General features: G+C 52.6%; 18 protein-coding genes. 13 read left to right on the top strand and 5 right to left on the bottom strand.

Annotated features, from left to right (window positions below; genetic code table 11):
* Positions 1-134 precede the first annotated feature (134 nt).
* Complete coding sequence (locus tag O9K67_RS19245; protein WP_061497185.1) at positions 135-1,841, top strand: molecular chaperone HscC; 1,707 nt, start codon at positions 135-137, stop codon at positions 1,839-1,841.
* A gap of 1 nt (position 1,842) precedes the next feature.
* On the top strand, positions 1,843-3,174 hold the full coding sequence (locus O9K67_RS19240) for a J domain-containing protein (RefSeq protein ID WP_061497184.1): 1,332 nt from the start codon (positions 1,843-1,845) through the stop codon (positions 3,172-3,174).
* Positions 3,175-3,214: 40 nt separating this feature from the next.
* Here the strand turns inward: O9K67_RS19240 and ampG are convergent, their stop codons facing one another.
* Together ampG and O9K67_RS19230 are read right to left on the bottom strand one after the other, a co-directional pair.
* Complete coding sequence (ampG, locus tag O9K67_RS19235) at positions 3,215-4,690, bottom strand: muropeptide MFS transporter AmpG (protein ID WP_061497183.1); 1,476 nt, start codon at positions 4,688-4,690, stop codon at positions 3,215-3,217.
* A gap of 40 nt (positions 4,691-4,730) precedes the next feature.
* On the bottom strand, positions 4,731-5,309 hold the full coding sequence (locus tag O9K67_RS19230; protein WP_061497181.1) for a lipoprotein: 579 nt from the start codon (positions 5,307-5,309) through the stop codon (positions 4,731-4,733).
* Between the two features lie 303 nt (positions 5,310-5,612).
* Between O9K67_RS19230 and bolA the strand changes: the two genes are divergently transcribed.
* From bolA to O9K67_RS19185, 9 genes are all read left to right on the top strand, one after another.
* Entirely contained in the window at positions 5,613-5,930 is a 318-nt protein-coding gene (bolA, locus tag O9K67_RS19225) for a transcriptional regulator BolA (RefSeq protein WP_061500132.1), read from the top strand.
* 350 nt (positions 5,931-6,280) lie between these two features.
* Positions 6,281-7,579, top strand: a complete 1,299-nt coding sequence (gene tig, locus O9K67_RS19220; RefSeq protein WP_061497179.1) for a trigger factor — start codon at positions 6,281-6,283, stop codon at positions 7,577-7,579.
* 283 nt (positions 7,580-7,862) lie between these two features.
* On the top strand, positions 7,863-8,486 hold the full coding sequence (gene clpP, locus O9K67_RS19215; protein ID WP_017458886.1) for an ATP-dependent Clp endopeptidase proteolytic subunit ClpP: 624 nt from the start codon (positions 7,863-7,865) through the stop codon (positions 8,484-8,486).
* Positions 8,487-8,613: 127 nt separating this feature from the next.
* On the top strand, positions 8,614-9,888 hold the full coding sequence (clpX, locus tag O9K67_RS19210) for an ATP-dependent protease ATP-binding subunit ClpX (protein ID WP_061497178.1): 1,275 nt from the start codon (positions 8,614-8,616) through the stop codon (positions 9,886-9,888).
* Positions 9,889-10,071: 183 nt separating this feature from the next.
* Positions 10,072-12,426 (top strand): endopeptidase La, encoded by a 2,355-nt coding sequence (lon, locus tag O9K67_RS19205; protein WP_061497177.1) that lies wholly within the window; start codon positions 10,072-10,074, stop codon positions 12,424-12,426.
* A 210-nt stretch (positions 12,427-12,636) separates the two neighbouring features.
* On the top strand, positions 12,637-12,909 hold the full coding sequence (gene hupB, locus O9K67_RS19200) for a nucleoid-associated protein HU-beta (protein ID WP_007373541.1): 273 nt from the start codon (positions 12,637-12,639) through the stop codon (positions 12,907-12,909).
* 206 nt (positions 12,910-13,115) lie between these two features.
* Positions 13,116-14,987: a peptidylprolyl isomerase gene (gene ppiD / locus O9K67_RS19195; protein ID WP_061497175.1), complete on the top strand. Its 1,872-nt coding sequence runs from the start codon at positions 13,116-13,118 to the stop codon at positions 14,985-14,987.
* A 158-nt stretch (positions 14,988-15,145) separates the two neighbouring features.
* Entirely contained in the window at positions 15,146-15,526 is a 381-nt protein-coding gene (locus tag O9K67_RS19190) for a helix-hairpin-helix domain-containing protein (protein WP_061497174.1), read from the top strand.
* 95 nt (positions 15,527-15,621) lie between these two features.
* On the top strand, positions 15,622-16,029 hold the full coding sequence (locus O9K67_RS19185; RefSeq protein WP_061497173.1) for a YbgC/FadM family acyl-CoA thioesterase: 408 nt from the start codon (positions 15,622-15,624) through the stop codon (positions 16,027-16,029).
* 71 nt (positions 16,030-16,100) lie between these two features.
* On the opposite strand, the gene queC is transcribed toward O9K67_RS19185, so the two are convergent.
* A complete protein-coding gene (gene queC, locus O9K67_RS19180) occupies positions 16,101-16,796 on the bottom strand; it encodes a 7-cyano-7-deazaguanine synthase QueC (protein ID WP_061497172.1) in 696 nt (231 codons plus the stop codon).
* Between the two features lie 66 nt (positions 16,797-16,862).
* On the bottom strand, positions 16,863-18,560 hold the full coding sequence (locus O9K67_RS19175) for an SgrR family transcriptional regulator (RefSeq protein ID WP_061497171.1): 1,698 nt from the start codon (positions 18,558-18,560) through the stop codon (positions 16,863-16,865).
* Positions 18,561-18,659: 99 nt separating this feature from the next.
* On the opposite strand from O9K67_RS19175, the gene cof reads away from it, so the two are divergent.
* The gene (gene cof / locus O9K67_RS19170) at positions 18,660-19,478 is read left to right on the top strand and encodes an HMP-PP phosphatase (RefSeq protein WP_061497170.1); all 819 of its coding nucleotides are present in this window, start codon (positions 18,660-18,662) and stop codon (positions 19,476-19,478) included.
* A 44-nt stretch (positions 19,479-19,522) separates the two neighbouring features.
* Here the strand turns inward: cof and O9K67_RS19165 are convergent, their stop codons facing one another.
* Entirely contained in the window at positions 19,523-20,569 is a 1,047-nt protein-coding gene (locus O9K67_RS19165) for a PLP-dependent cysteine synthase family protein (protein ID WP_061497167.1), read from the bottom strand.
* A gap of 115 nt (positions 20,570-20,684) precedes the next feature.
* On the opposite strand from O9K67_RS19165, the gene O9K67_RS19160 reads away from it, so the two are divergent.
* On the top strand, positions 20,685-21,143 hold the full coding sequence (locus tag O9K67_RS19160) for an Lrp/AsnC family transcriptional regulator (protein WP_061497166.1): 459 nt from the start codon (positions 20,685-20,687) through the stop codon (positions 21,141-21,143).
* The last annotated feature ends 10 nt before the right edge of the window (positions 21,144-21,153 follow it).

The raw sequence follows: 21,153 nt of genomic DNA, 5'->3' as shown, positions 1-21,153 counted from the left end.
TATGTCGCAATGTAAATAACGCTTATTTATTGACCGTAATAATAACGACGGTGAATTGTTTTGCGGCGTTCTTATCTTCTGGTTTGATTTTAAAACGATATATTGCGGGCCTGTCATGGCGAAGGAATGAAGTTGTGAGAGAAGAAAATATATCTCCCATTATTGGCATCGATTTGGGCACTTCTAACAGTGCTGTCTCCTGGTTTGAAAACGGCTCTCCGCGGCTGATCATGGGTTCGCAGGGGGAACGCTTAACGCCATCCGTTGTCGGGCTGGATGATGAAGGGAATCTGATCATCGGCGCGGCGGCCAAAGCCAGGCTTGTCAGCCATCCACAAATGACCGTCGCCAGTTTCAAACGCTATATGGGCACCGACAAAACATGGACGCTCGGTAAACGCCAGTTCCGTGCGGAGGAGTTGTCTGCGCTGGTGTTGCGCAAACTCAAAACGGACGCGGAAGTCGCGCTGGGCTGCCCGGTAAACCGTACGGTGATCACCGTTCCTGCCTATTTTAACGATGCGCAACGTAAAGCGGTAAAGGCTGCCGGGAAGCTTGCTGGTCTTCATGTTGAGCGCCTGCTTAATGAACCGACAGCGGCAGCGCTTGCGTATGGACTTGCCGACAATAGCGAACAAAAATTTCTGATCTTCGATCTTGGCGGCGGCACCTTTGATGTGTCGATTGTCGATATGTTTGAAGGGGTTATTGAAGTCCGCGCCAGCAGTGGCGACGCCTGGCTGGGCGGCGATGACTTCACCGATGCGATTCGTCAATGGATGCTGGCGCAGTCGCCTGCGCTTGCCGATGTGCCTTTAACCTGTGCGGCTGAACTGACTGCCCTGGCCGAAACGATCAAACAGACGCTGAGCATGCAGGACAGCGCGGCGGCACAGCTCACTTATGCCGACGTCACACATCAGTGGACCTTGCAGGCGGAAACTTTTGCGGAGTGCGCTGCGCCTTTACTGGCTCGGCTGAAAAAGACCGTTGTGCAGGTGCTACAGGATGCGCAGTTTGATGCGCGCGAGCTCGATCATATTATCCTCGTGGGCGGCGCAACACGTATGGCCTTGGTGCGCCAGTTGGCAACGCGTATGTTTGGCCGCTTCCCGCGTAATGAACTGAACCCGGATGAAGTCGTAGCGTTGGGGGCAGGTGTACAGGCCGGGCTTATTGCTGAAGATCGTGCGCTGGATGATATCGTGCTGACCGATGTCATGCCGTATTCGCTGGGCGTTGCTGTCGGTAAGCGGCTGGAAGGCGGCAACATCGACGCGGGGTATTTTATGCCGCTGATTGAGCGTAATGCCTTTGTACCGGTCAGCATCGTGGAACGCTTCTCTACATTACAGGATAACCAGCGGGTAATTGAGATTGCGGTTTATCAGGGCGAAGCCCGGCGGGTCAGTGACAATTTACTGCTTGATCGTATGCAAATCGATATTCCCGCACGTCGCGCCGGAGAAGTGAGCGTTGATGTGCGGTTTACCTACACGCTGGATGGCATTCTTGAAGTGGAGTGCACCCTGGAGGGGGGGACACAGACATCGACGATGATCATCGAAAAAGCGCCGGGTGTATTAAATGAAGAAGAGATTGCCGAACGCCTGCGTCAGCTTGATGGCCTGAAAATGCACCCGCGTGATGTGCCGGAAAATCGTCAGTTGCTGGCTGAGGCCTCTCGCCGTTATGAGCAGCTTTTGGGGGAGCGCAGACTGATGCTGGATCACTACACCAGTCAGTTTGAAATGGCGCTGAACAGCCAGGATGTGCGCCATATCGCCAGCGCACGCGAAGCGTTACGCCAGGTGCTTGCGCAGTTTGATGACGGGATGTGATGTGATGACGATTTGGGAAACGTTGGGCATTGATGCCACCTCGGATGATGCGGCTATCCGCCGCGCATATGCTCGCCAGCTTAAGCTGCACCGTCCTGACAAAGATCCTCAGGGGTATCAGCAATTGCGGGAAGCCTTTGACCTGGCAAAGCAGTATGTCAGTGGTATGGCCCGATGGCAGACCGACGCTGTAGAAGAGGACGATCAGCCTGTGGCTGCATCCTCTGCTACAGAAGATTACCTGCAACTTCTGGAGAAACATCACGACATCGATTTGCACCCTGGCTGGCAGCATGATGCGCTGGAAGATGATGCGGAGCGTTTTTCCGTCAGGTTGTTGTCGGATGAGCACTCTACCCTGAATGCGTTAAGGCATTATCTGGAATATGAATTGCCTGATGCGCTGGAGGCGCGCAGTGTTTTCAGCCAGGCGCTTGCACAGGCATTAAGCCAGCGTGAAGGGATAACACGCGGACTGATTAATGCCGTTTCCGAAATCATGGGCTGGGGGCTGGAAAACTACCGTGCCCGCCAGTTATCGGGTCAGGTCATTGAGGCCCTCGAAATGCAGATTGCGCTTAGCGAGGCCAATGACTATTGGGTGTTTCTTTCCCGACAGGGCGATGAGGATGGCGACCGTCAGGCAAAGCTGGCATGGCGGATACTGAGCGGCGAGATCAGGACATTACCCTGGTGGACGAGGTTAATCCCCGGTTTTATTCAGGTGTTAACGGGGCAGCTTTCAACCATCAAGCAGTATCATCCGCAATTACTCGCTCGAGTGAACCCGGCGTTACAACAGTCACTCGCCACACCGACGCTTGCGGTAAGCTGGGATGGCATTGTTGTGCTCTGGTTCTGGGGATTTTCACTCTGGCTGGAAGTTTCACGGTCACCGTCGGCCATCTGGCAGGCTGCGGCGATGCTGGTGATCATTGTGATCTATCTGTGGGGCGTGCCCCTTCTTCTGGAAGGATACGCACAAAGGAAAGTGTTAGCGCGTGTGCTGTTGCCTTTCTTTTGGTTGCTGGGATGGGTAATCATGGCCGTGCCGCTGTTTCATCTCGGTCAACTGCTGTTTTCCTATCCACCCACCGAAAAGGGCCTGGCGCGACTCGTGATGTTTGGTTTGATCCTGGCCTACCCCGCCTGGTGGCTGATCCGCAGTAATCTCTACCGCTGGTACGCCATGCCCCTGAAAGGCGTCTCCACGATGATCATGCTACCGATCCTGTTTCTCCGGCATTTTTCGCCTACCATGGCGGCCGTTGGGATATTACTTTTGCCAATATTCTTCAGTCATGTCATTCGTTGGTTGTTTTTCTTCGGATAATCAGCCCTCGCGCTTGCCATTGGTGCGGCAAGCGCGATGCTTAGATGAGATGCGTCTTACGTAGCGCCAGCAAATCCAGAACGCAGCCGAAAAGTATGCCTGCAATAGCCAGCGACGCGCCCCATTCCAGTAAACGCACGCCAAACGCCCACTCCGCAAGGCCGATGGCGTTCACAATCAGCACCACCAGCCAGCCTCCCAGCAACAGGCAACCCACACTCAATATACGCAATGCCAGTTGGTAGGCCGCTGCGTATTCAGTACGTCGCATAAAGCTTTCGGTGCGCTGTGTAAACTCTAGCGTTTTCTTGCACATCACCAGCAGTACCAGCCCCGGCACGGCGGCAACAATAGAAAACAGGTAGAACGTTGACCAATTGTATGTCTCCACAAACCAGCCGGCGAGAGGACCCACATATACCCGACCCACGGCGGAGAGCGCCGAAAGCAGGGCAAACTGTGTCGCGGAGAAGGACTTATTGCAGAGCGACATTAGCAACGCGACGAAGGCTGCCGTTCCCATGCCGCCGCACAGGTTCTCGAAAAACACGGCTGCGCCCATGGTGATAATGTCTTTAACCGTCACCGACAGCAGCCAGTAACCGGCATTGGAGATGGCTTGCAGTACGCCAAATATTAGCAGCGCGCGAAACAGCGACAGTCGCTGCATTAATACGCCACCGAAGAGGGCACCGACGATGGTGGCGGCAAGCCCCAGCGTTTTGTTAACCACGCCAACTTCGCCCGCATCGAAACCGACGCCGCGAATCAAAAACGTGGTGGTCAGACTCATGGCAAAGGCATCGCCCAGCTTATAAAGGACAATCAACAGCAGGATCAGCCAGGCATTATTACGTCCAAAGAAATCACGCAGCGGTTCGACTACCGCGCGCTCCAGCGTTTTCGGCACCGGGATCACATCTGTTGGCTCCGGTGCCATCAGCGTGGAAATAATGCAAGGGATGAGTAGCGCCGCCATGAGCCAGTACATTCCCTGCCAGCCCAGCCAGCGATCCGCCAGCCACAGCGCCAGACCGCCAGAAACCAGCATCCCGAGACGATAACCCAGCACGCTTATTGCTGCGCCAGCCCCGCGCTCTTCAAAGGGCAAGACATCCGTTTTCCAGGCATCGAACACGATATCCTGAGAGGCGGAGCAGAAGGCGATAATCACTGCCAGCGCCGCCATCCAGCGCAAGTGATGGGTCGGATCGAGAAAGCCCATACCGGCGATAGCGACCAGCAACAGAAGCTGGGTCAGCAGTAACCAACCGCGACGTCGCCCCAATACAGGCGGGGTATAACGATCCATCAGCGGTGACCACAGAAATTTAAACACGTAAGCCTGGCCGACGAGGGAGAAGAATCCGATGGTTTTTAGATCGATGTTCTCAACGGTCATCCATGCCTGGAGCGTGCCGCTGGTTAACGCGAGTGGCAAACCGGAAGCAAAACCGAGTATCAGCAAGATGGCTGATTTAGGTTGGGTGAATATGCGTAAGTAGTGACTGGACATGAGTGAAAAACTGGCCCGGAAGAACCGGGCCAGAAACGGATTAACGGGCGTTTTGCTTGATGAAGTCGTGAATGCTGGTGTCCTGAGACATATCAGCAATGGTGTCGGTCAGCACGCTGTTAACCGCATTCGCAATTTTGGTGTTGGTGGCGTCAAAAGCGCCTTCAACGTTGTAGCTAGCGCGATAGTTCTTGGTCATCTTGTTGCCATTTGCTGCGGTAGCGATGATGGCGATATCTGCTTTCGTGGCGATGCTATAACGCACGTTGCCCTGGGAAACGTCGGCATACAGTTGGTTAACAATGATTTGCAGGTTAACTGCGCCGTTCGGCCCAATCATATAGCCGCGCGCGGTCATCTGTTTCTCCAGCACTTCCTGCAACAGGAAACGCAGATCGCGAGACGCCGTCAAGGTCACCAGTTGGTTGTCGCGGGTCACTTTGGCCAGTGCCTGATCCTGACGTTGATCCGCACCGTTAATGCTAACGGTAACACCCATCAGGCTCGGATCCTGCTGCGGCAGGGAGATTTTCGGAGAAACGTCAATAGTGGATGGCGGGGTAGCGCAACCAGCCAGCATAAATAATGCGACCAACGGGAAGAGAAGTTTTTTTAACATGTTCATGCTCTCAAGGGATCGTAAGCTTTTATGGAGAAAATTCTCGCCATCATAACATCGCCGCCGTCAAGGGGAAGTCCTCAACGCATGTAAATTCATCGTCTTGTCCTTTTTTTCGACGCCAATAACCTCTTTAACCGCACTGGCGGGCAAAAGTGATGACGGTTTTAGTAGAGATCATCCGCTTGAGCGACAAAATAAGACGAACGCTAATTTTTTGTTGTTTTATTGTTACGGAGACGGTAAAAGCGGCTAACATTTAAAGAGATGGCTGGCATCTCAGCGTTGTCGGAGGTGTATATCATGATGATGCGTGAACAAATTGAAGAAAAACTAAAAGCTGAATTTGAACCCCTGTTTCTGGAGGTTGTTGACGAGAGCTATCGCCACAATGTTCCTGCCGGTTCTGAAAGTCATTTCAAAGTGGTGCTGGTAAGCGATCGTTTTACCGGCGAACGTTTTCTCAACCGCCATCGCATGATTTACGGTACGTTGACAGCAGAACTGTCTTCAACGGTGCATGCACTTGCGCTGCATACCTATACCCATAAAGAATGGGAGGGGTTGCAGGATACCCTCTTCGCCTCACCGCCCTGTCGCGGAGCCGGAACCCACGCCTAGAAAACCAGGTTGCAACAGGCTGAACTTTTCCAGTATGTTGCATGCAGATTATGTGAAAACGGCCTACGGGCCGTTTTGTTTTGTCTGAATTTTGAGCGAGAAACGCAATTTTTTGAGCGAAATTGCTTCAGAAGTGTGAAAAATGGCGCAGCTTTGCGGCATTCCCGTTCTCGACTCATATCTGTGATGCCGCTATAATGCTGCGTCTTATTTTTCGGAATGTCTCCGGGATGATTCTGACGACAGGGAATGTATATCTGATTTGAGAGAACATTCCGGTTCTGCAAAGCGAAAAGGTTTGCTTCGCAGAGTAGAGTTGACCGAGCACTGTGATTTTTTGAGGTAACAAGATGCAAGTTTCAGTTGAAACCACTCAGGGCCTTGGGCGCCGCGTAACGATTACAATCGCTGCTGACAGCATCGAGACCGCTGTGAAGAGCGAGCTGGTCAACGTAGCGAAAAAAGTTCGCATTGACGGCTTCCGTAAGGGCAAAGTACCGATGACCGTCGTTGCTCAGCGTTATGGCGCATCCGTTCGCCAGGACGTGCTGGGCGACCTGATGAGCCGTAACTTCATCGACGCCATCATCCAGGAAAAAATCAACCCGGCTGGCGCACCGAACTACGTTCCGGGCGAATACAAACTGGGTGAAGATTTCACTTACTCCGTTGAGTTCGAAGTGTATCCGGAAGTTGAGCTGAAAGCGCTGGACACCATCGAAGTTGAAAAACCGATTGTCGAAGTGACCGACGCTGACGTCGACACCATGCTGGAAACTCTGCGTAAGCAACAAGCGACCTGGAAAGATAAAGATGGCGCTGTTGATGCGGAAGATCGCGTTACCGTTGATTTCAGCGGTTCTGTAGATGGCGAAGAGTTCGAAGGCGGCAAAGCCACTGATTTCGTACTGGCTATGGGCCAGGGCCGTATGATCCCGGGCTTCGAAGACGGTATCAAAGGCCACAAAGCGGGTGAAGAGTTCACTATCGATGTGACCTTCCCGGAAGAATACCATGCTGAAAACCTGAAAGGTAAAGCAGCGAAGTTCGTCATCAACCTGAAGAAAGTTGAAGAGCGCGAACTGCCGGAGCTGACCGAGGAATTCATCAAACGTTTCGGCGTTGAAGATGGTTCTGTTGCAGGTCTGCGCGCTGAAGTGCGTAAAAACATGGAGCGCGAGCTGAAAGGTGCCGTGCGTAACCGCGTGAAATCTCAGGCTATCGAAGGTCTGGTTCAGGCTAACGAAATCGACGTGCCTGCTGCGCTGATCGACAGCGAAATCGACGTTCTGCGTCGTCAGGCTGCACAGCGTTTCGGCGGCAACGAGAAACAGGCTCTGGAACTGCCGCGCGAGCTGTTCGAAGAGCAGGCTAAACGCCGCGTTGTTGTTGGTCTGCTGCTGGGCGAAGTGATTCGCACCAACGAACTGAAAGCTGACGAAGCACGCGTGAAAGGTCTGATCGAAGAGATGGCTTCTGCCTACGAAGATCCGACCGAAGTTATCGAGTTCTACAGCAAAAACAAAGAGCTGATGGACAACATGCGTAACGTCGCGCTGGAAGAACAAGCGGTTGAAGCGGTTCTGGAAAAAGCGAAAGTGACTGAGAAAGCCACTTCCTTTAATGAACTGATGAACCAGCAGGCTTAATCGACTATCTGCGATAGCTAAAAGCAATAAGCCCGTCACCTGCAGGTGACGGGCTTTTTTTATCGCATCGACATTATCAGATCTGTGCTAAAAGAGCGTTTCAGTGTTAGCGTAACAGCAAAAGATTGTTATGCTTGAAAACAGACAGTGTCATCCCCACTAAGGGAATAGTGACAGTATCACTCTGGCTGATTTCCGTCCGTGAGCGGTCATAGTCAGACCCGACTCACTCAAGTACAATCAGTACAGCAGGTTTGTTTATTTTTATATCCAGGAGACGGAAATGTCATACAGCGGCGAACGAGATAACTTTGCACCCCATATGGCCCTGGTGCCAATGGTTATTGAACAGACCTCACGTGGTGAGCGCTCTTTTGATATCTACTCCCGTCTTCTCAAGGAACGCGTGATTTTTCTGACCGGCCAGGTCGAAGACCATATGGCGAACCTGATTGTGGCGCAAATGCTGTTTCTCGAAGCAGAAAACCCGGAAAAAGACATTTACCTGTACATTAACTCACCGGGCGGGGTGATCACCGCCGGGATGTCTATTTACGACACCATGCAGTTTATCAAGCCGGACGTCAGCACCATTTGTATGGGGCAGGCCGCGTCAATGGGCGCATTCCTGCTGACGGCTGGCGCAAAAGGCAAGCGTTTTTGCCTGCCGAATTCACGCGTCATGATTCACCAACCGCTGGGCGGTTATCAGGGACAGGCGACGGATATTGAGATCCACGCCCGCGAAATCCTGAAAGTGAAAGGGCGCATGAATGAACTTATGGCGCACCACACGGGTCAATCATTAGAACAAATTGAACGAGATACTGAGCGTGACCGTTTCCTTGCTGCGCAGGAAGCCGTGGAATATGGTCTGGTTGATTCAATTTTAACCCATCGTAACTAATGCCCTGGCTGCATGTGCCGCTATACTATTCAGTACAAGCGGCATAATGCTTGAGTAACGTTTTGCGCCTGGAATGGCATTTGCGTCGTCATGTGCGGCACAAAGAACAGATAAGAGGTTTTGACTCATGACAGATAAACGCAAAGATGGTTCGGGCAAACTGTTGTATTGCTCTTTTTGCGGCAAAAGCCAGCATGAAGTGCGTAAGCTGATTGCCGGGCCGTCAGTGTATATCTGCGACGAATGTGTTGATCTGTGTAACGACATTATTCGCGAAGAGATTAAAGAAGTTGCGCCGCACCGGGAGCGCAGCGCGCTGCCGACCCCGCATGAAATTCGCCATCATCTTGATGATTATGTAATTGGTCAGGAACAGGCGAAAAAAGTGCTGGCGGTTGCGGTGTATAACCACTACAAACGCTTGCGCAATGGCGACACCAGCAATGGTGTGGAACTGGGCAAAAGCAATATCTTGCTGATCGGGCCGACAGGTTCCGGTAAAACGTTGCTGGCGGAGACACTGGCGCGTCTGCTGGACGTTCCGTTTACGATGGCCGACGCCACTACGCTGACCGAAGCGGGCTATGTGGGTGAAGACGTCGAAAACATTATTCAGAAGCTGCTGCAGAAGTGCGACTACGACGTACAGAAAGCCCAGCGCGGGATTGTCTACATCGATGAGATCGACAAAATTTCCCGTAAATCTGATAACCCGTCAATTACCCGTGATGTTTCCGGTGAAGGCGTGCAGCAAGCGTTGCTGAAACTGATTGAAGGCACCGTGGCTGCCGTTCCGCCGCAAGGGGGACGCAAACACCCGCAGCAGGAGTTCTTGCAGGTCGACACCTCTAAGATCCTGTTTATTTGCGGTGGTGCATTCGCTGGTCTCGATAAAGTGATTTCTCATCGTGTTGAAACCGGCTCCGGCATTGGTTTTGGCGCGACGGTGAAGGCCAAATCAGAAAAAGCCAACGAAGGCGAACTGCTGGCACAGGTTGAGCCGGAAGATCTGATCAAATTTGGTCTGATTCCTGAGTTTATTGGTCGTTTGCCGGTAGTGGCGACGTTGAATGAACTGAGCGAAGAAGCGCTGATCCAGATCCTGAAAGAGCCGAAAAACGCCCTGACTAAACAGTATCAAGCGTTGTTCAACCTGGAAGGCGTGGATCTGGAGTTCCGTGACGAAGCGCTGGACGCCATCGCCAAAAAAGCCATGGCGCGTAAAACCGGCGCGCGTGGTCTGCGTTCTATCGTTGAAGCCGCGCTGCTTGACACCATGTACGATCTGCCGTCGATGGAAGATGTTGAAAAAGTGGTGATTGATGAGTCGGTGATCGGCGGGCAAACCAAACCGTTGCTGATTTACGGTAAGCCGGAAGCGCAGCAAGCATCTGGTGAATAATTCATCAATTCATACAATCAGTTAATTAAAAAGGGGGGATTTTATCCCCCCTTTTATTTTTCCGTATTCCCGCCGTTGAATGTGTGGGAAACATCCCCATATACTGCTTTACATGTTAATGGTGCGTGTTGCACAGTCACGTCACCTGATTACCTGGCGGACTTTAAACTAAGAGAGAGCTCTATGAATCCTGAGCGTTCTGAACGCATTGAAATCCCCGTATTGCCATTGCGCGATGTGGTGGTTTATCCGCACATGGTCATTCCGTTATTTGTGGGACGGGAAAAGTCTATCCGTTGTCTGGAAGCGGCCATGGACCATGATAAAAAAATCATGCTGGTTGCGCAGAAGGAAGCGTCAACGGATGAGCCGGGTGTAAACGATCTTTTCACCGTCGGGACCGTGGCGTCTATTTTGCAGATGTTGAAACTGCCTGATGGCACTGTAAAAGTGTTGGTCGAAGGGCTGCAGCGTGCGCGCATCACGACACTTGCTGATGACGGCGAACACTTCTCTGCGAAGGCAGAATACCTGGAATCACCCGCCATTGACGAGCGTGAACAGGAGGTTCTGGTTCGTACAGCCATCAGTCAGTTTGAAGGCTATATCAAGCTGAACAAAAAGATCCCCCCGGAAGTGCTGACGTCGTTGAACAGCATCGACGATCCGGCTCGCCTGGCGGATACCATCGCTGCGCATATGCCGCTGAAGCTGGCGGATAAGCAGTCCGTGCTGGAGATGTCCGACGTGAATGAGCGTCTGGAATATCTGATGGCAATGATGGAATCTGAAATCGATCTGCTGCAGGTTGAGAAACGTATCCGCAACCGCGTCAAAAAGCAGATGGAAAAATCCCAGCGTGAGTACTACCTGAATGAGCAAATGAAAGCCATTCAGAAAGAGCTGGGTGAGATGGATGATGCGCCGGACGAAAACGAAGCGCTGAAGCGTAAAATCGACGCGGCGAAAATGCCGAAAGAGGCGAAAGAGAAAGCCGAATCCGAGCTGCAGAAGCTGAAAATGATGTCGCCGATGTCTGCGGAAGCGACGGTCGTGCGCGGCTATATCGAATGGATGGTGCAGGTACCCTGGAACGCCCGCAGCAAGGTCAAAAAAGACCTGCGTCAGGCGCAGGAGATCCTCGACACGGATCATTACGGCCTTGAACGCGTGAAAGACCGTATTCTTGAGTACCTTGCGGTACAAAGCCGTATGAACAAACTCAAAGGGCCGATCCTGTGTCTGGTAGGGCCGCCGGGGGTAGGTAAAACCTCTCTGGGCCAGTCCATTGCGAAAGCAACAGGGCGTAAGTACATCCGTATGGCATTGGGCGGCGTGCGTGACGAAGCGGAAATACGCGGTCACCGTCGTACCTACATCGGTTCTATGCCGGGTAAACTGATCCAGAAGATGGCGAAAGTGGGGGTCAAAAACCCGCTGTTCCTGCTCGATGAAATCGACAAAATGTCGTCTGACATGCGTGGCGATCCGGCTTCAGCACTGCTGGAAGTCTTGGATCCGGAGCAGAACGTGGCGTTCAGCGATCACTACCTGGAAGTGGATTACGACCTCAGCGATGTAATGTTCGTGGCCACCTCTAACTCCATGAATATCCCGGCGCCACTGCTGGATCGTATGGAAGTGATCCGTCTTTCCGGTTACACCGAAGACGAAAAACTGAACATTGCCAAACGCCATCTGTTGACAAAACAGATTGAGCGTAACGCTCTGAAAGAAAACGAATTAACGGTGGATGACAGCGCAATCGTCGGCATTATCCGTTACTACACCCGTGAAGCGGGTGTGCGTGGTCTGGAGCGTGAAATCTCTAAACTGTGTCGTAAGGCGGTTAAACAGCTGCTGCTGGATCCGTCCCTCAAACACATCGAGATTAATGGTGACAACCTGCATGACTATCTGGGCGTTCAGCGCTTCGACTATGGTCGCGCTGATGACGAAAACCGCGTGGGTCAGGTCACCGGTCTGGCGTGGACGGAAGTTGGCGGCGACCTGCTGACCATCGAAACCGCGTGTGTACCGGGTAAAGGCAAACTGACTTATACCGGCTCACTGGGCGAAGTGATGCAGGAGTCTATCCAGGCGGCGCTTACGGTCGTGCGCGCGCGTGCGGAGAAACTGGGCATTAACGGTGATTTCTACGAAAAACGTGATATTCACGTTCACGTTCCGGAAGGGGCGACGCCGAAAGATGGCCCGAGCGCAGGTATTGCGATGTGCACCGCACTGGTTTCCTGCCTGACCGGTAACCCGGTTCGTGCGGATGTGGCGATGACGGGTGAAATAACCCTGCGTGGTCAGGTTCTGCCGATCGGCGGTTTGAAGGAAAAACTGCTGGCTGCGCACCGGGGTGGCATTAAGACTGTTCTGATTCCTTACGAAAACAAACGTGACTTGGAAGAGATTCCGGATAATGTCGTCGCTGATTTGGATATTCATCCGGTTAAGCGTATTGAGGAAGTTTTGAGCCTTGCGTTGCAGAATGAACCCTTTGGTATGCAGGTTGCGACGGTAAAATAGTGACCTCGCGCAAAGTGCGTTGATAAAAACAAGGCTGGTGAGTGATTTCGTACTTGCCAGCCTTTTTTTGTATAGCTAATTTAGATTGCTGGTTGGGTGTGTCATCAACAACTGGTGTTGTAAGGGCATGAGAGGCCTGATATAACTGCTGCGCGGTCGCGCTGTGAAGGATGCAGGTGCGATATAAATTATAAAGAGAGGAAGAGAAGAGTGAATAAATCTCAACTGATAGACAAGATTGCCGCAGGTGCTGATATCTCTAAAGCTGCGGCTGGACGTGCGTTAGATGCTTTAATTGCTTCCGTGACCGAATCACTGAAATCCGGGGACGATGTGGCACTGGTAGGTTTTGGTACTTTCGCGGTTAAAGAGCGTGCTGCCCGTACTGGCCGCAACCCTCAGACCGGCAAAGAAATTACCATCGCCGCAGCGAAAGTTCCGGGGTTCCGCGCAGGTAAGGCACTGAAAGACGCGGTAAACTGATCGTTTATCCCTTGAGGGATAGCGGTAAATATCAAGGGCGCATCGCGAGATGTGCCTTTTTTTTTGTCCGAATGTACTTTCTGCGAGTTTATCCGCATTGTGGGCTAACAATTGCCCCGTTTTCTTGTCAGAATACGCGTTCACGCGCAGCGGGCAACTGTGCTGCCTGAGATATAAAGTCACCTACAGCGGAGTGTTGTTACACCATGATGGACAATTTACGCGCGGCGGCGAATCACGTCGTGCTCAAAATCATTCTGGGTTTGATTATCGTGTCATTCATTTTGACTGGCGTGGGTAACTACCTGATTGGCGGTAACAATAATTATGCCGCAGAAGTTAATGGCCAGGAGATTGGCCGCGCACAGTTTGAAAACGCCGTGACCGGTGAACGTAACCGTATGGCACAGCAGTTGGGCGATCGGTTTTCCGAACTGGCTGCTAACGAAAACTACATGAAATCTGTACGTCAGCAGGTGCTTAATCGCATGATTGACGAAGCGCTGCTGGACCAGTACGCCAAAAAATTACACCTTGGTATCAGCGATGAGCAGGTGAAAAAAGCCATTTTCTCGACCCAGGCTTTCCAGTCCAATGGCAAATTTGATAATGCCCGTTTCAACGCTCTGGTAAATCAAATGGGCATGAGCGCCGATCAATACGCGCAAGCATTACGTAACCAGTTAACCTCCCAGCAGTTGATCAATGCGGTCGCAGGCACCGATTTTATGCTGAAAGGTGAAACGGATGAGCTGGCGGCGCTGGTCGCTCAGCAGCGCGTTGTGCGCCAGGCGGTGATTGACGTTAATGCACTGGCGGCCAAACAGACTGCCAGCGATCAGGAAATTGCCAGCTATTACGATCAGAACAAGAGCCGTTTTGTTTCGCCAGAGCAGTTCCGCGTGAGCTACATCAAGCTGGATGCGGCCGCGATGCAGGAAAACGCCAGTGATGCGGAAATTCAGGCTTACTACGATCAGCATCAGGATCAGTTCACTCAGCCACAGCGTAATCGTTACAGCATTATTCAGACCAAAACGGAAGACGAAGCCAGGGCCGTACTGGATGAGCTGAATAAAGGCGCTGATTTCGCAACCGTCGCAAAGGCGAAATCGTCTGACATTATCTCTGCCCGTAATGGCGGTGATATGGGATGGCTGGAAGAGGGTACAACCCCGGATGAGCTGAAAAACGCCGGTCTCAAAGAGAAAGGCCAGCTGTCTGGTGTGATCAAATCTTCTGTCGGTTTCCTTGTTGCGCGTCTTGATGACATTCAGCCCGCGCAGATTAAGCCGCTTAACGATGTGCGCAGCGAACTGGCAGAGAAAGTGAAGCAGGAAAAAGCGCTGGATGCCTGGTATGCACTGCAACAGAAAGTGAGCGAAGCCGCGAGCAATGATAATGAATCTCTGGCCGGCGCAGAGCAGGCAGCAGGTGCTAAAGCCGTGCAGACCGGGTGGTTTGGTCGCGATAATCTGCCGGAAGAGCTGAACTTTAAACCCGTGAGCGACGCTATTTTCAATGGTGGTCTGGTTGGACAGAACGGCGCGCCAGGCAGTAACTCCGATATCATTACTGTTGATGGTGACCGCGCATTCGTGCTGCGTATTACCGACCACAAAGCTGAATCCATCAAACCGCTGGATGATGTAAAAGCGCAGGTTAGCGAGATCGTGAAGCATACCAAAGCAGAGCAGCAGGCGAAGCTGGATGCGGAAAAACTGGTTAGCGACCTGAAAGCGGGTAAAGGTGATGATGCACTGAAAGCGGCAAATCTGAGCTTCAGTCAGGCAAAAACGCTGGGCCGTGTCAGCCAGGATCCGATCAGCCAGGCTGCCTTTAACCTGCCGTTGCCAGCGCAGGATAAACCCTCCTTCGGCACTGCCAGCGATCAGCAGGGCAACGTTGTGATTATCGCGCTGGATGAAGTTAAAGCAGGCAGCATGCCGGATGCGCAGAAGAAAGCGATGGTTCAGGGCATCACGCAGAATAATGCGCAGATCGCTTTTGAAGCACTGATGAGTAATTTGCGTAAAGAAGCCAAAATCAAACTTGGCAGCATGGCTGAGCAGCAGTAAGCCGCAAGAGGTTCGAAGAACCTCTCAAAAATTTGCAACGTTTTGCAATCTTCAAAGGCCGCTTTCGCGGCCTTTTCCATTTTATGATTTTGCCGTTTGTCCGTTCTTACTCTCCTGGGTATCGTTGCCTTGCTTTTGAAAACAAAGGAGAAAACAGGATGAAACATGGAATCAAAGCACTTTTAATTACCCTTACCGTTGCGTGCTCGGCTCTGAGTTATAGCGCCCTTGCCGCACCAGCAGCAGGGGCAAAACCGCCGATTACACAGAGCAAAAGCGATGCCTCTTCTTCACTACAGGCAAAAGCGCAGGATTCAGCAAAAACCACGGAAGAGGAGGGTGGTGCCCGGATCAGCATTAATAGCGCAAGTGCGGAAGAGCTGGCGAGAGTGATGAATGGCGTCGGTCTTAAGAAGGCACAAGCTATTATCAGCTACAGGGATGAATACGGTCCCTTCAAGACGCTGGAGGATCTTAAACAGGTGCCAGGAATGGGGGGCGCGCTGGTTGAACGCAACCTGGCGCACCTGAAACTGTAAGGTGCTTGCGTAGTCGAAAATCTTTGCCAGAATAAAGAGGTCATACCAGTATGACCTCTGTCTCTATAACAATAAACGGTAAAGGTTAACGCGCTATGCAGACTCAAATCAAAGTTCGTGGTTTCCATCTTGATGTGTACCAGCACGTCAATAATGCCCGCTATCTTGAATTCCTCGAAGAAGCACGCTGGGACGGACTGGAAAACAATGACAGTTTTAAGTGGATGACCGCCAACAACATCGCTTTTGTGGTGGTCAATATCAACATTAACTATCGTCGTCCGGCGGTGCTTGGCGATGTGTTAACCGTGACCAGCCACGTTCAGCAGATCAATGGCAAAAGCGGGGTGTTGAGTCAGGTCGTTACGTTAGATCCGGAAGGGCAGGTCGTAGCGGATGCGCTGGTGACATTTGTCTGTATCGATCTGAAAACCCAAAAAGCGCTGGCGCTGGAAGGAGAGCTACGGGAAAAATTGGAAAAGATGATCCGTGAAGGCGACTGAGTAAATACACAAATCGTATTGCCAGTTTGCAGACCGGAACGGTCACCACGAGCCCGGTCTGCATATCCGTATTATTTCAGGCCTGTTTTTTGTTTCATTGTCGCCATCACGCCGGATTTATCCGCCAGGTAGTGTTGCAAGCCGTTTGCGCGCAGATTACAGGCTGCGCAATGGCCGCAGCCATCGCCTTTGATACCGTTATAACAGGTCAACGTTTCGCTACGCACCAGATCCAGTTTGCCCCAGTAATCGGCCAGCGCCCAGGTTTCGGCTTTATCGATCCACATAAGCGGCGTTTCGAAGCGGATATCTTTCGCCAGCCCCAGGTTTACGGCATGGTTAAGCGCTTTGACAAATTCATCCCGGCAGTCCGGATAACCTGAAAAGTCTGTTTCACACACGCCAGTGATCACAGCTTCAGCCTGCACCTGATACGCATACACCGCCGCCAGCGTCAGAAACAGAATATTGCGCCCTGGCACAAAGGTATTCGGGATGCCGGTGGCGTCGGGTTGATAGTCCGGCACAGGAATGCTGTCGCGGGTCAGACTGCTTACCGCCAGTTCATTTAGCAGGGTGACATCCAGCACTTTGTGGGCACGTGCGCCAAGCACCTGCGCCAGTTCCCGCGCCACGTCGATTTCGGCGCGATGACGCTGGCCATAATCAAAGGTGACACAGTGAACTTCATCATATTGCTGCAATGCCTGAACAAGGCAGGTTGTGGAATCCTGTCCGCCACTAAACACAACAACGGCACGTTTCATAATTCTTCCTGGCAATCACAAATAAAACACTATGGTAGCGCGTGCCGCCGACAGCGACCAGCTTCTTCACCGCGCGGGGGCCGGTATCCAGGCTTCGGCAAAATCGAACCAGCCGCGGGTATTCAAATGAATCCCCTCAACACCGGGCGGCGCACTGATACGGTACTGATAATTAAACAGTGGCGTCAGGATCGCATCATTCATTAGCGTGTTGAACACATCCTGTAGCGCCAGATTACGTTCTCGTTCATCGGCTTGACGTTGTACGGCGTCCAGGGTGGTTTGCAGATGAGCAACGTGTGGCGCACTCATCAGGTTTGGCCACAGTGGATCGCAGCGCAGCCATTGTTCAAGGGCATATTCCGGCGCTTCGCCAATTAAGCGGTCTCCCATCATCAGATCGGCAGATGCCAGTTGAGTACACCCATCCCAGTTTTTACCGTCATGGAAGAGAAGCGTCAGTTCGCAGCCGAGCGTGGCGAGATAACGCTTCAACTGTTCTGCCATAGTGTGGAGTTCAACCGGTAAATGGTAGAGCAAAGTGAGTTTTTCGGGCAGAGGTGCGTTTTGTGGCGGCCAGTCCGGCATTTTCCAGCCAGGCAATAATTCACGGGTGGGATTGATCAGGTTTTCATCCAGCGGCAGTGTCTGTAACAGCGACGTATCGTGAATAATTTGCACCAGACGGCGTAATTGCGCCTGACTCAGTCGCGCGCCCGGTCGTTGAGCAAGGTAACAGAATCCCAGGCTGATGCTGTTACTCACGGGTTGTAAATGCTGAAGCTCATCCGGTTCGCCAATAGCAATTTCCACCGGGTGCCGACAACTGGTGCCCAGATCCCGATCAAACAGTTGCGGCGTGATCCAGCACTCGACGGCTTTTAGCAACGGATGACCCAAATGATAGTGATCGTGGCTCTCCAAGCGCACCAGTTCCCGACTAAAGGTCAACAGTCGAAATGGGCCGGTGCCGATGAGGGGGTGCTGCGGATGCGCAAGGCAACTGACATAACTGGCAAGACGATGTGCCAGCCAGTAGTCAGGTCGGTGCAGTGTAAAGGTCAGACACCAGGGATGTGTGATCTCAATGCCGTCGACGCTGGCGAACAACTTACGAAGCGCAGGCAGCTCTAGCAACAGCAGTAATCGTTGCTGTAATTGCCCGGCGGTGACGGCATCGCCATTGTGCCAGTGCAGGGTTGAGTGCAGATGGAAACGCCAGGACAGACCGTCATTGCTGATATCCCAGTGGTGCGCCAGATCGCCCTGCGGCAGCGTGCTGCGTGGCGTAAAGCGGGTCAATCCACTGAAAATTTGCCCGGCAAGATGTTGTTCCGCGCGGCCCGGAAGAAAACCAGGTACCAGAGGATCCAACGGTCGATAGTAGGGAATACGTAACGTAGGTGTTTCGTTTTGCCAGAAACCGCCGAGGAACGGATTGAGCAAAGTGCGCAGGTCGTCGGCATCAAGCTGTGCGAGAGCCAGCGCATTTTGCTGCTGTCCGGTGTTCAGTGCCTGTTCCAGCATTTCGCTTCGCAGCGATTCAGGCGTCACCCGGAAATGCAGCTCACCCCGTTTACCGCGCCCGGACTGCGATTGCCAGCTTAACCATCCTGCCTGCTGCATCTGTCGCAGTAGCGTGCGCATATGACGCTCACTGCAAAAGCAGCGCGCTGCCAGCTCGGCGACGCTCACGGATTGCGCTTCGCCATCTGTGGCGTGCCACAGTCGCTGGTACTGATGGAGTCGATTGAGTTGTCGCATAAACCCGGAACAATAATTTTTATCTATTCAGTATTACTTCCGTATATATCAGGCAATACTGGATAGCAACACAACGGCACCCTATTCGGAGAAATATTTATGGCTCGTCTGGCCGCTTTTGACATGGATGGCACTCTGTTAATGCCCGACCATCGTTTTGGCGAACAAACACTGGCTACGCTCCGTCGCCTGTACGATCGCGAAATCACTCTGGCGTTTGCCACCGGCCGACATGCTCTTGAGATGCAGCGCATCACCCGAAGCCTGGCGCTGGATGCATTTCTGATTACCGGCAATGGTACCCGCATCCACTCCCGGGAAGGTGATGTGCTGTATCGGCAGGATCTGGATCCGGAAGTGGCAGATCGGGTGCTGCACAGCAAATGGGAAACCTCAGCTACCGTTCATGTTTTTAATGACTCGGGCTGGCTGACGGATCGCGTCTTTCCGGAAATGCTGGAAGCGCATATGCAAAGCGGTTTTACCTACCAACTGGCAGATCTCAAGCGGTTATCGGCTTACGATGTCACCAAAATCTGTTTTGTTGGCGAGCATGATGATCTTTGCCGGCTGCGTATTCAGCTTAATGAGGCGCTCGGCGAGCGCGCGCATTTATGCTTCTCCGCAGAATATTGCCTGGAAGTACTGCCGTTAGGCTGCAATAAAGGTGCCGCGCTGGCGGTACTGAGCGCGTCGCTGGGTTATACGTTGCAGGATTGTATGGCGTTTGGCGATGCGATGAATGACCGGGAAATGCTTGAAAGCGTGGGCTACGGCATGATTATGGGCAACGCCATGCCGCAACTGCGGGCGGCATTGCCTCATTTACCGGTTATCGGGCACTGCCGCGATCAGGCGGTGTCTCACTTTTTGACACACTGGCTGGACACACCACATCTTCCTTATTCCCCCGAATGACGACGATTTTTCCAGCAAGCCGGGTAACTGTTACCCGGCTTTTTTTATGCCTGGACCAGACGGGTAATTTCTGCGCTCCAGGGCGTAATATCGCCCATGTTGGCCGCCACCCACTGTGGGTTGTAATAGCTATCGAGGTAGCGGTCGCCGCTGTCGCACAGCAGCGTCACGATAGCCCCACGACGCCCTTCGGCACGCATCCTCACAGCAAGTTGTAATGCGCCCCACATATTGGTGCCGGTAGACGCGCCAACTTTACGGCCCAGTTGCGTTTCCAGCCACTGCGCGGTGGCGACGCTGGCGGCATCCGGTACGCGCAACATTTCATCCACCACATCGGCAATAAATGAAGGCTCCACGCGCGGGCGGCCTATCCCCTCAATTTTACTGCCCACCGGGCTGCGCAAACTGGCGTCGCGCTGTTGCCAGTAATCAAGAAAGACTGAGTTTTCCGGATCCACCACCAGCAACTGTGTGTCATAGCCCTGGCTACGAATATAGCGGCCAAGGGTGGCTGAGGTGCCGCCTGTTCCCGCGCTCATGACGATGTAATCGGGCTGCGGATAGGGTTCGTTTTTCATCTGCCGGAATATGCTGTCGGCGATGTTATTATTGCCTCGCCAATCGGTGGCGCGTTCAGCATAGGTGAACTGATCCATATAGTGACCATTCAACGTTTTCGCCAGCCGTTCAGATTCGGCGTAGATCTCACAGGCGCTATCCACAAAGTGACAACGGCCGCCGTAAAACTCAATCTGTTCAACCTTGCGTTTCGCCGTGCAGTAGGGCATGACTGCGATAAATGGCAAACCCAGCAGGCGGGCGAACCAGGCTTCTGAAACGGCGGTGGAACCGGAAGAGGCTTCTATAATCGTCGTGCCTTCTTTGATCCAACCGTTACACAGACCGTACAGAAACAGTGAGCGTGCCAGACGATGCTTCAGACTGCCGGTAGGATGGGTGCTTTCATCTTTCAGATAGAGATTGATCCCCGGAAAACCCGGCAGCATCAGCCGAATCAGATGCGTATCTGCTGAGCGCTGTGCATCGGCGTTGATCTCGTTAATGGCGTATTTAACCCAGCTATTCATGGTGCGTTTCCGTTTGTCATTTTGTGCCCAGTCTAGCGAAAGCAGAAGAAAAAAAGGTTGCCTTTTAGCCTTTGATATAGACTCTAAGGAGAAATTTTTTCTCCCGGAGTGGGATATGTTAGATAAAGTTGACCGTAAGCTCCTTTCGCTGCTGCAACAGGATTGTTCGCTCTCTTTGCAGGCGCTGGCAGATGCCGTTAATCTGACCACCACGCCCTGCTGGAAACGTCTGAAACGCCTCGAAGACGACGGAATATTGCTCGGTCGTGTGGCGGTACTGGATGCCGAAAAGCTGGGCTTAAACCTGACCGCTTTTGTGCTGATCAAAACCCAGCATCACAGTAGCGAATGGTATTGTCGCTTTGTCAGCGAAGTGACGCAGATGCCTGAAGTGTTGGGTTTCTGGCGTATGGCGGGGGAGTATGATTACCTGCTGCGGGTGCAGGTCGCGGATATGAAACGCTATGATGACTTCTATAAGAAACTGGTCAACAGCGTGCCGGGGCTGTCAGATGTCACTTCTAGCTTCGCCATGGAACAGATAAAATACACCACGGCTTTGCCCATTGAATAACCCTCCCGGT

This window comes from Kosakonia oryzendophytica, assembly GCF_027886705.1.
GTDB classification, from domain to species: Bacteria; Pseudomonadota; Gammaproteobacteria; order Enterobacterales; family Enterobacteriaceae; genus Kosakonia; species Kosakonia oryzendophytica.
The sequence above is the reverse complement of the archived record's forward strand: the minus strand, read 5'-3'. Positions and strand labels throughout refer to the sequence as shown.

Bases quoted from the DNA above. Each gene is read 5' to 3' on its own strand.
- ampG (WP_061497183.1), bottom strand. From the start codon at position 4,690: ATGTCCAGTCACTACTTACGCATATTCACCCAACCTAAATCAGCCATC.
- O9K67_RS19230 (WP_061497181.1), bottom strand. From the start codon at position 5,309: ATGTTAAAAAAACTTCTCTTCCCGTTGGTCGCATTATTTATGCTGGCT.
- bolA (WP_061500132.1), top strand. From the start codon at position 5,613: ATGATGATGCGTGAACAAATTGAAGAAAAACTAAAAGCTGAATTTGAA.
- tig (WP_061497179.1), top strand. From the start codon at position 6,281: ATGCAAGTTTCAGTTGAAACCACTCAGGGCCTTGGGCGCCGCGTAACG.
- clpP (WP_017458886.1), top strand. From the start codon at position 7,863: ATGTCATACAGCGGCGAACGAGATAACTTTGCACCCCATATGGCCCTG.
- clpX (WP_061497178.1), top strand. From the start codon at position 8,614: ATGACAGATAAACGCAAAGATGGTTCGGGCAAACTGTTGTATTGCTCT.
- lon (WP_061497177.1), top strand. From the start codon at position 10,072: ATGAATCCTGAGCGTTCTGAACGCATTGAAATCCCCGTATTGCCATTG.
- ppiD (WP_061497175.1), top strand. From the start codon at position 13,116: ATGATGGACAATTTACGCGCGGCGGCGAATCACGTCGTGCTCAAAATC.
- O9K67_RS19190 (WP_061497174.1), top strand. From the start codon at position 15,146: ATGAAACATGGAATCAAAGCACTTTTAATTACCCTTACCGTTGCGTGC.
- O9K67_RS19185 (WP_061497173.1), top strand. From the start codon at position 15,622: ATGCAGACTCAAATCAAAGTTCGTGGTTTCCATCTTGATGTGTACCAG.
- queC (WP_061497172.1), bottom strand. From the start codon at position 16,796: ATGAAACGTGCCGTTGTTGTGTTTAGTGGCGGACAGGATTCCACAACC.
- O9K67_RS19175 (WP_061497171.1), bottom strand. From the start codon at position 18,560: ATGCGACAACTCAATCGACTCCATCAGTACCAGCGACTGTGGCACGCC.
- cof (WP_061497170.1), top strand. From the start codon at position 18,660: ATGGCTCGTCTGGCCGCTTTTGACATGGATGGCACTCTGTTAATGCCC.
- O9K67_RS19165 (WP_061497167.1), bottom strand. From the start codon at position 20,569: ATGAATAGCTGGGTTAAATACGCCATTAACGAGATCAACGCCGATGCA.
- O9K67_RS19160 (WP_061497166.1), top strand. From the start codon at position 20,685: ATGTTAGATAAAGTTGACCGTAAGCTCCTTTCGCTGCTGCAACAGGAT.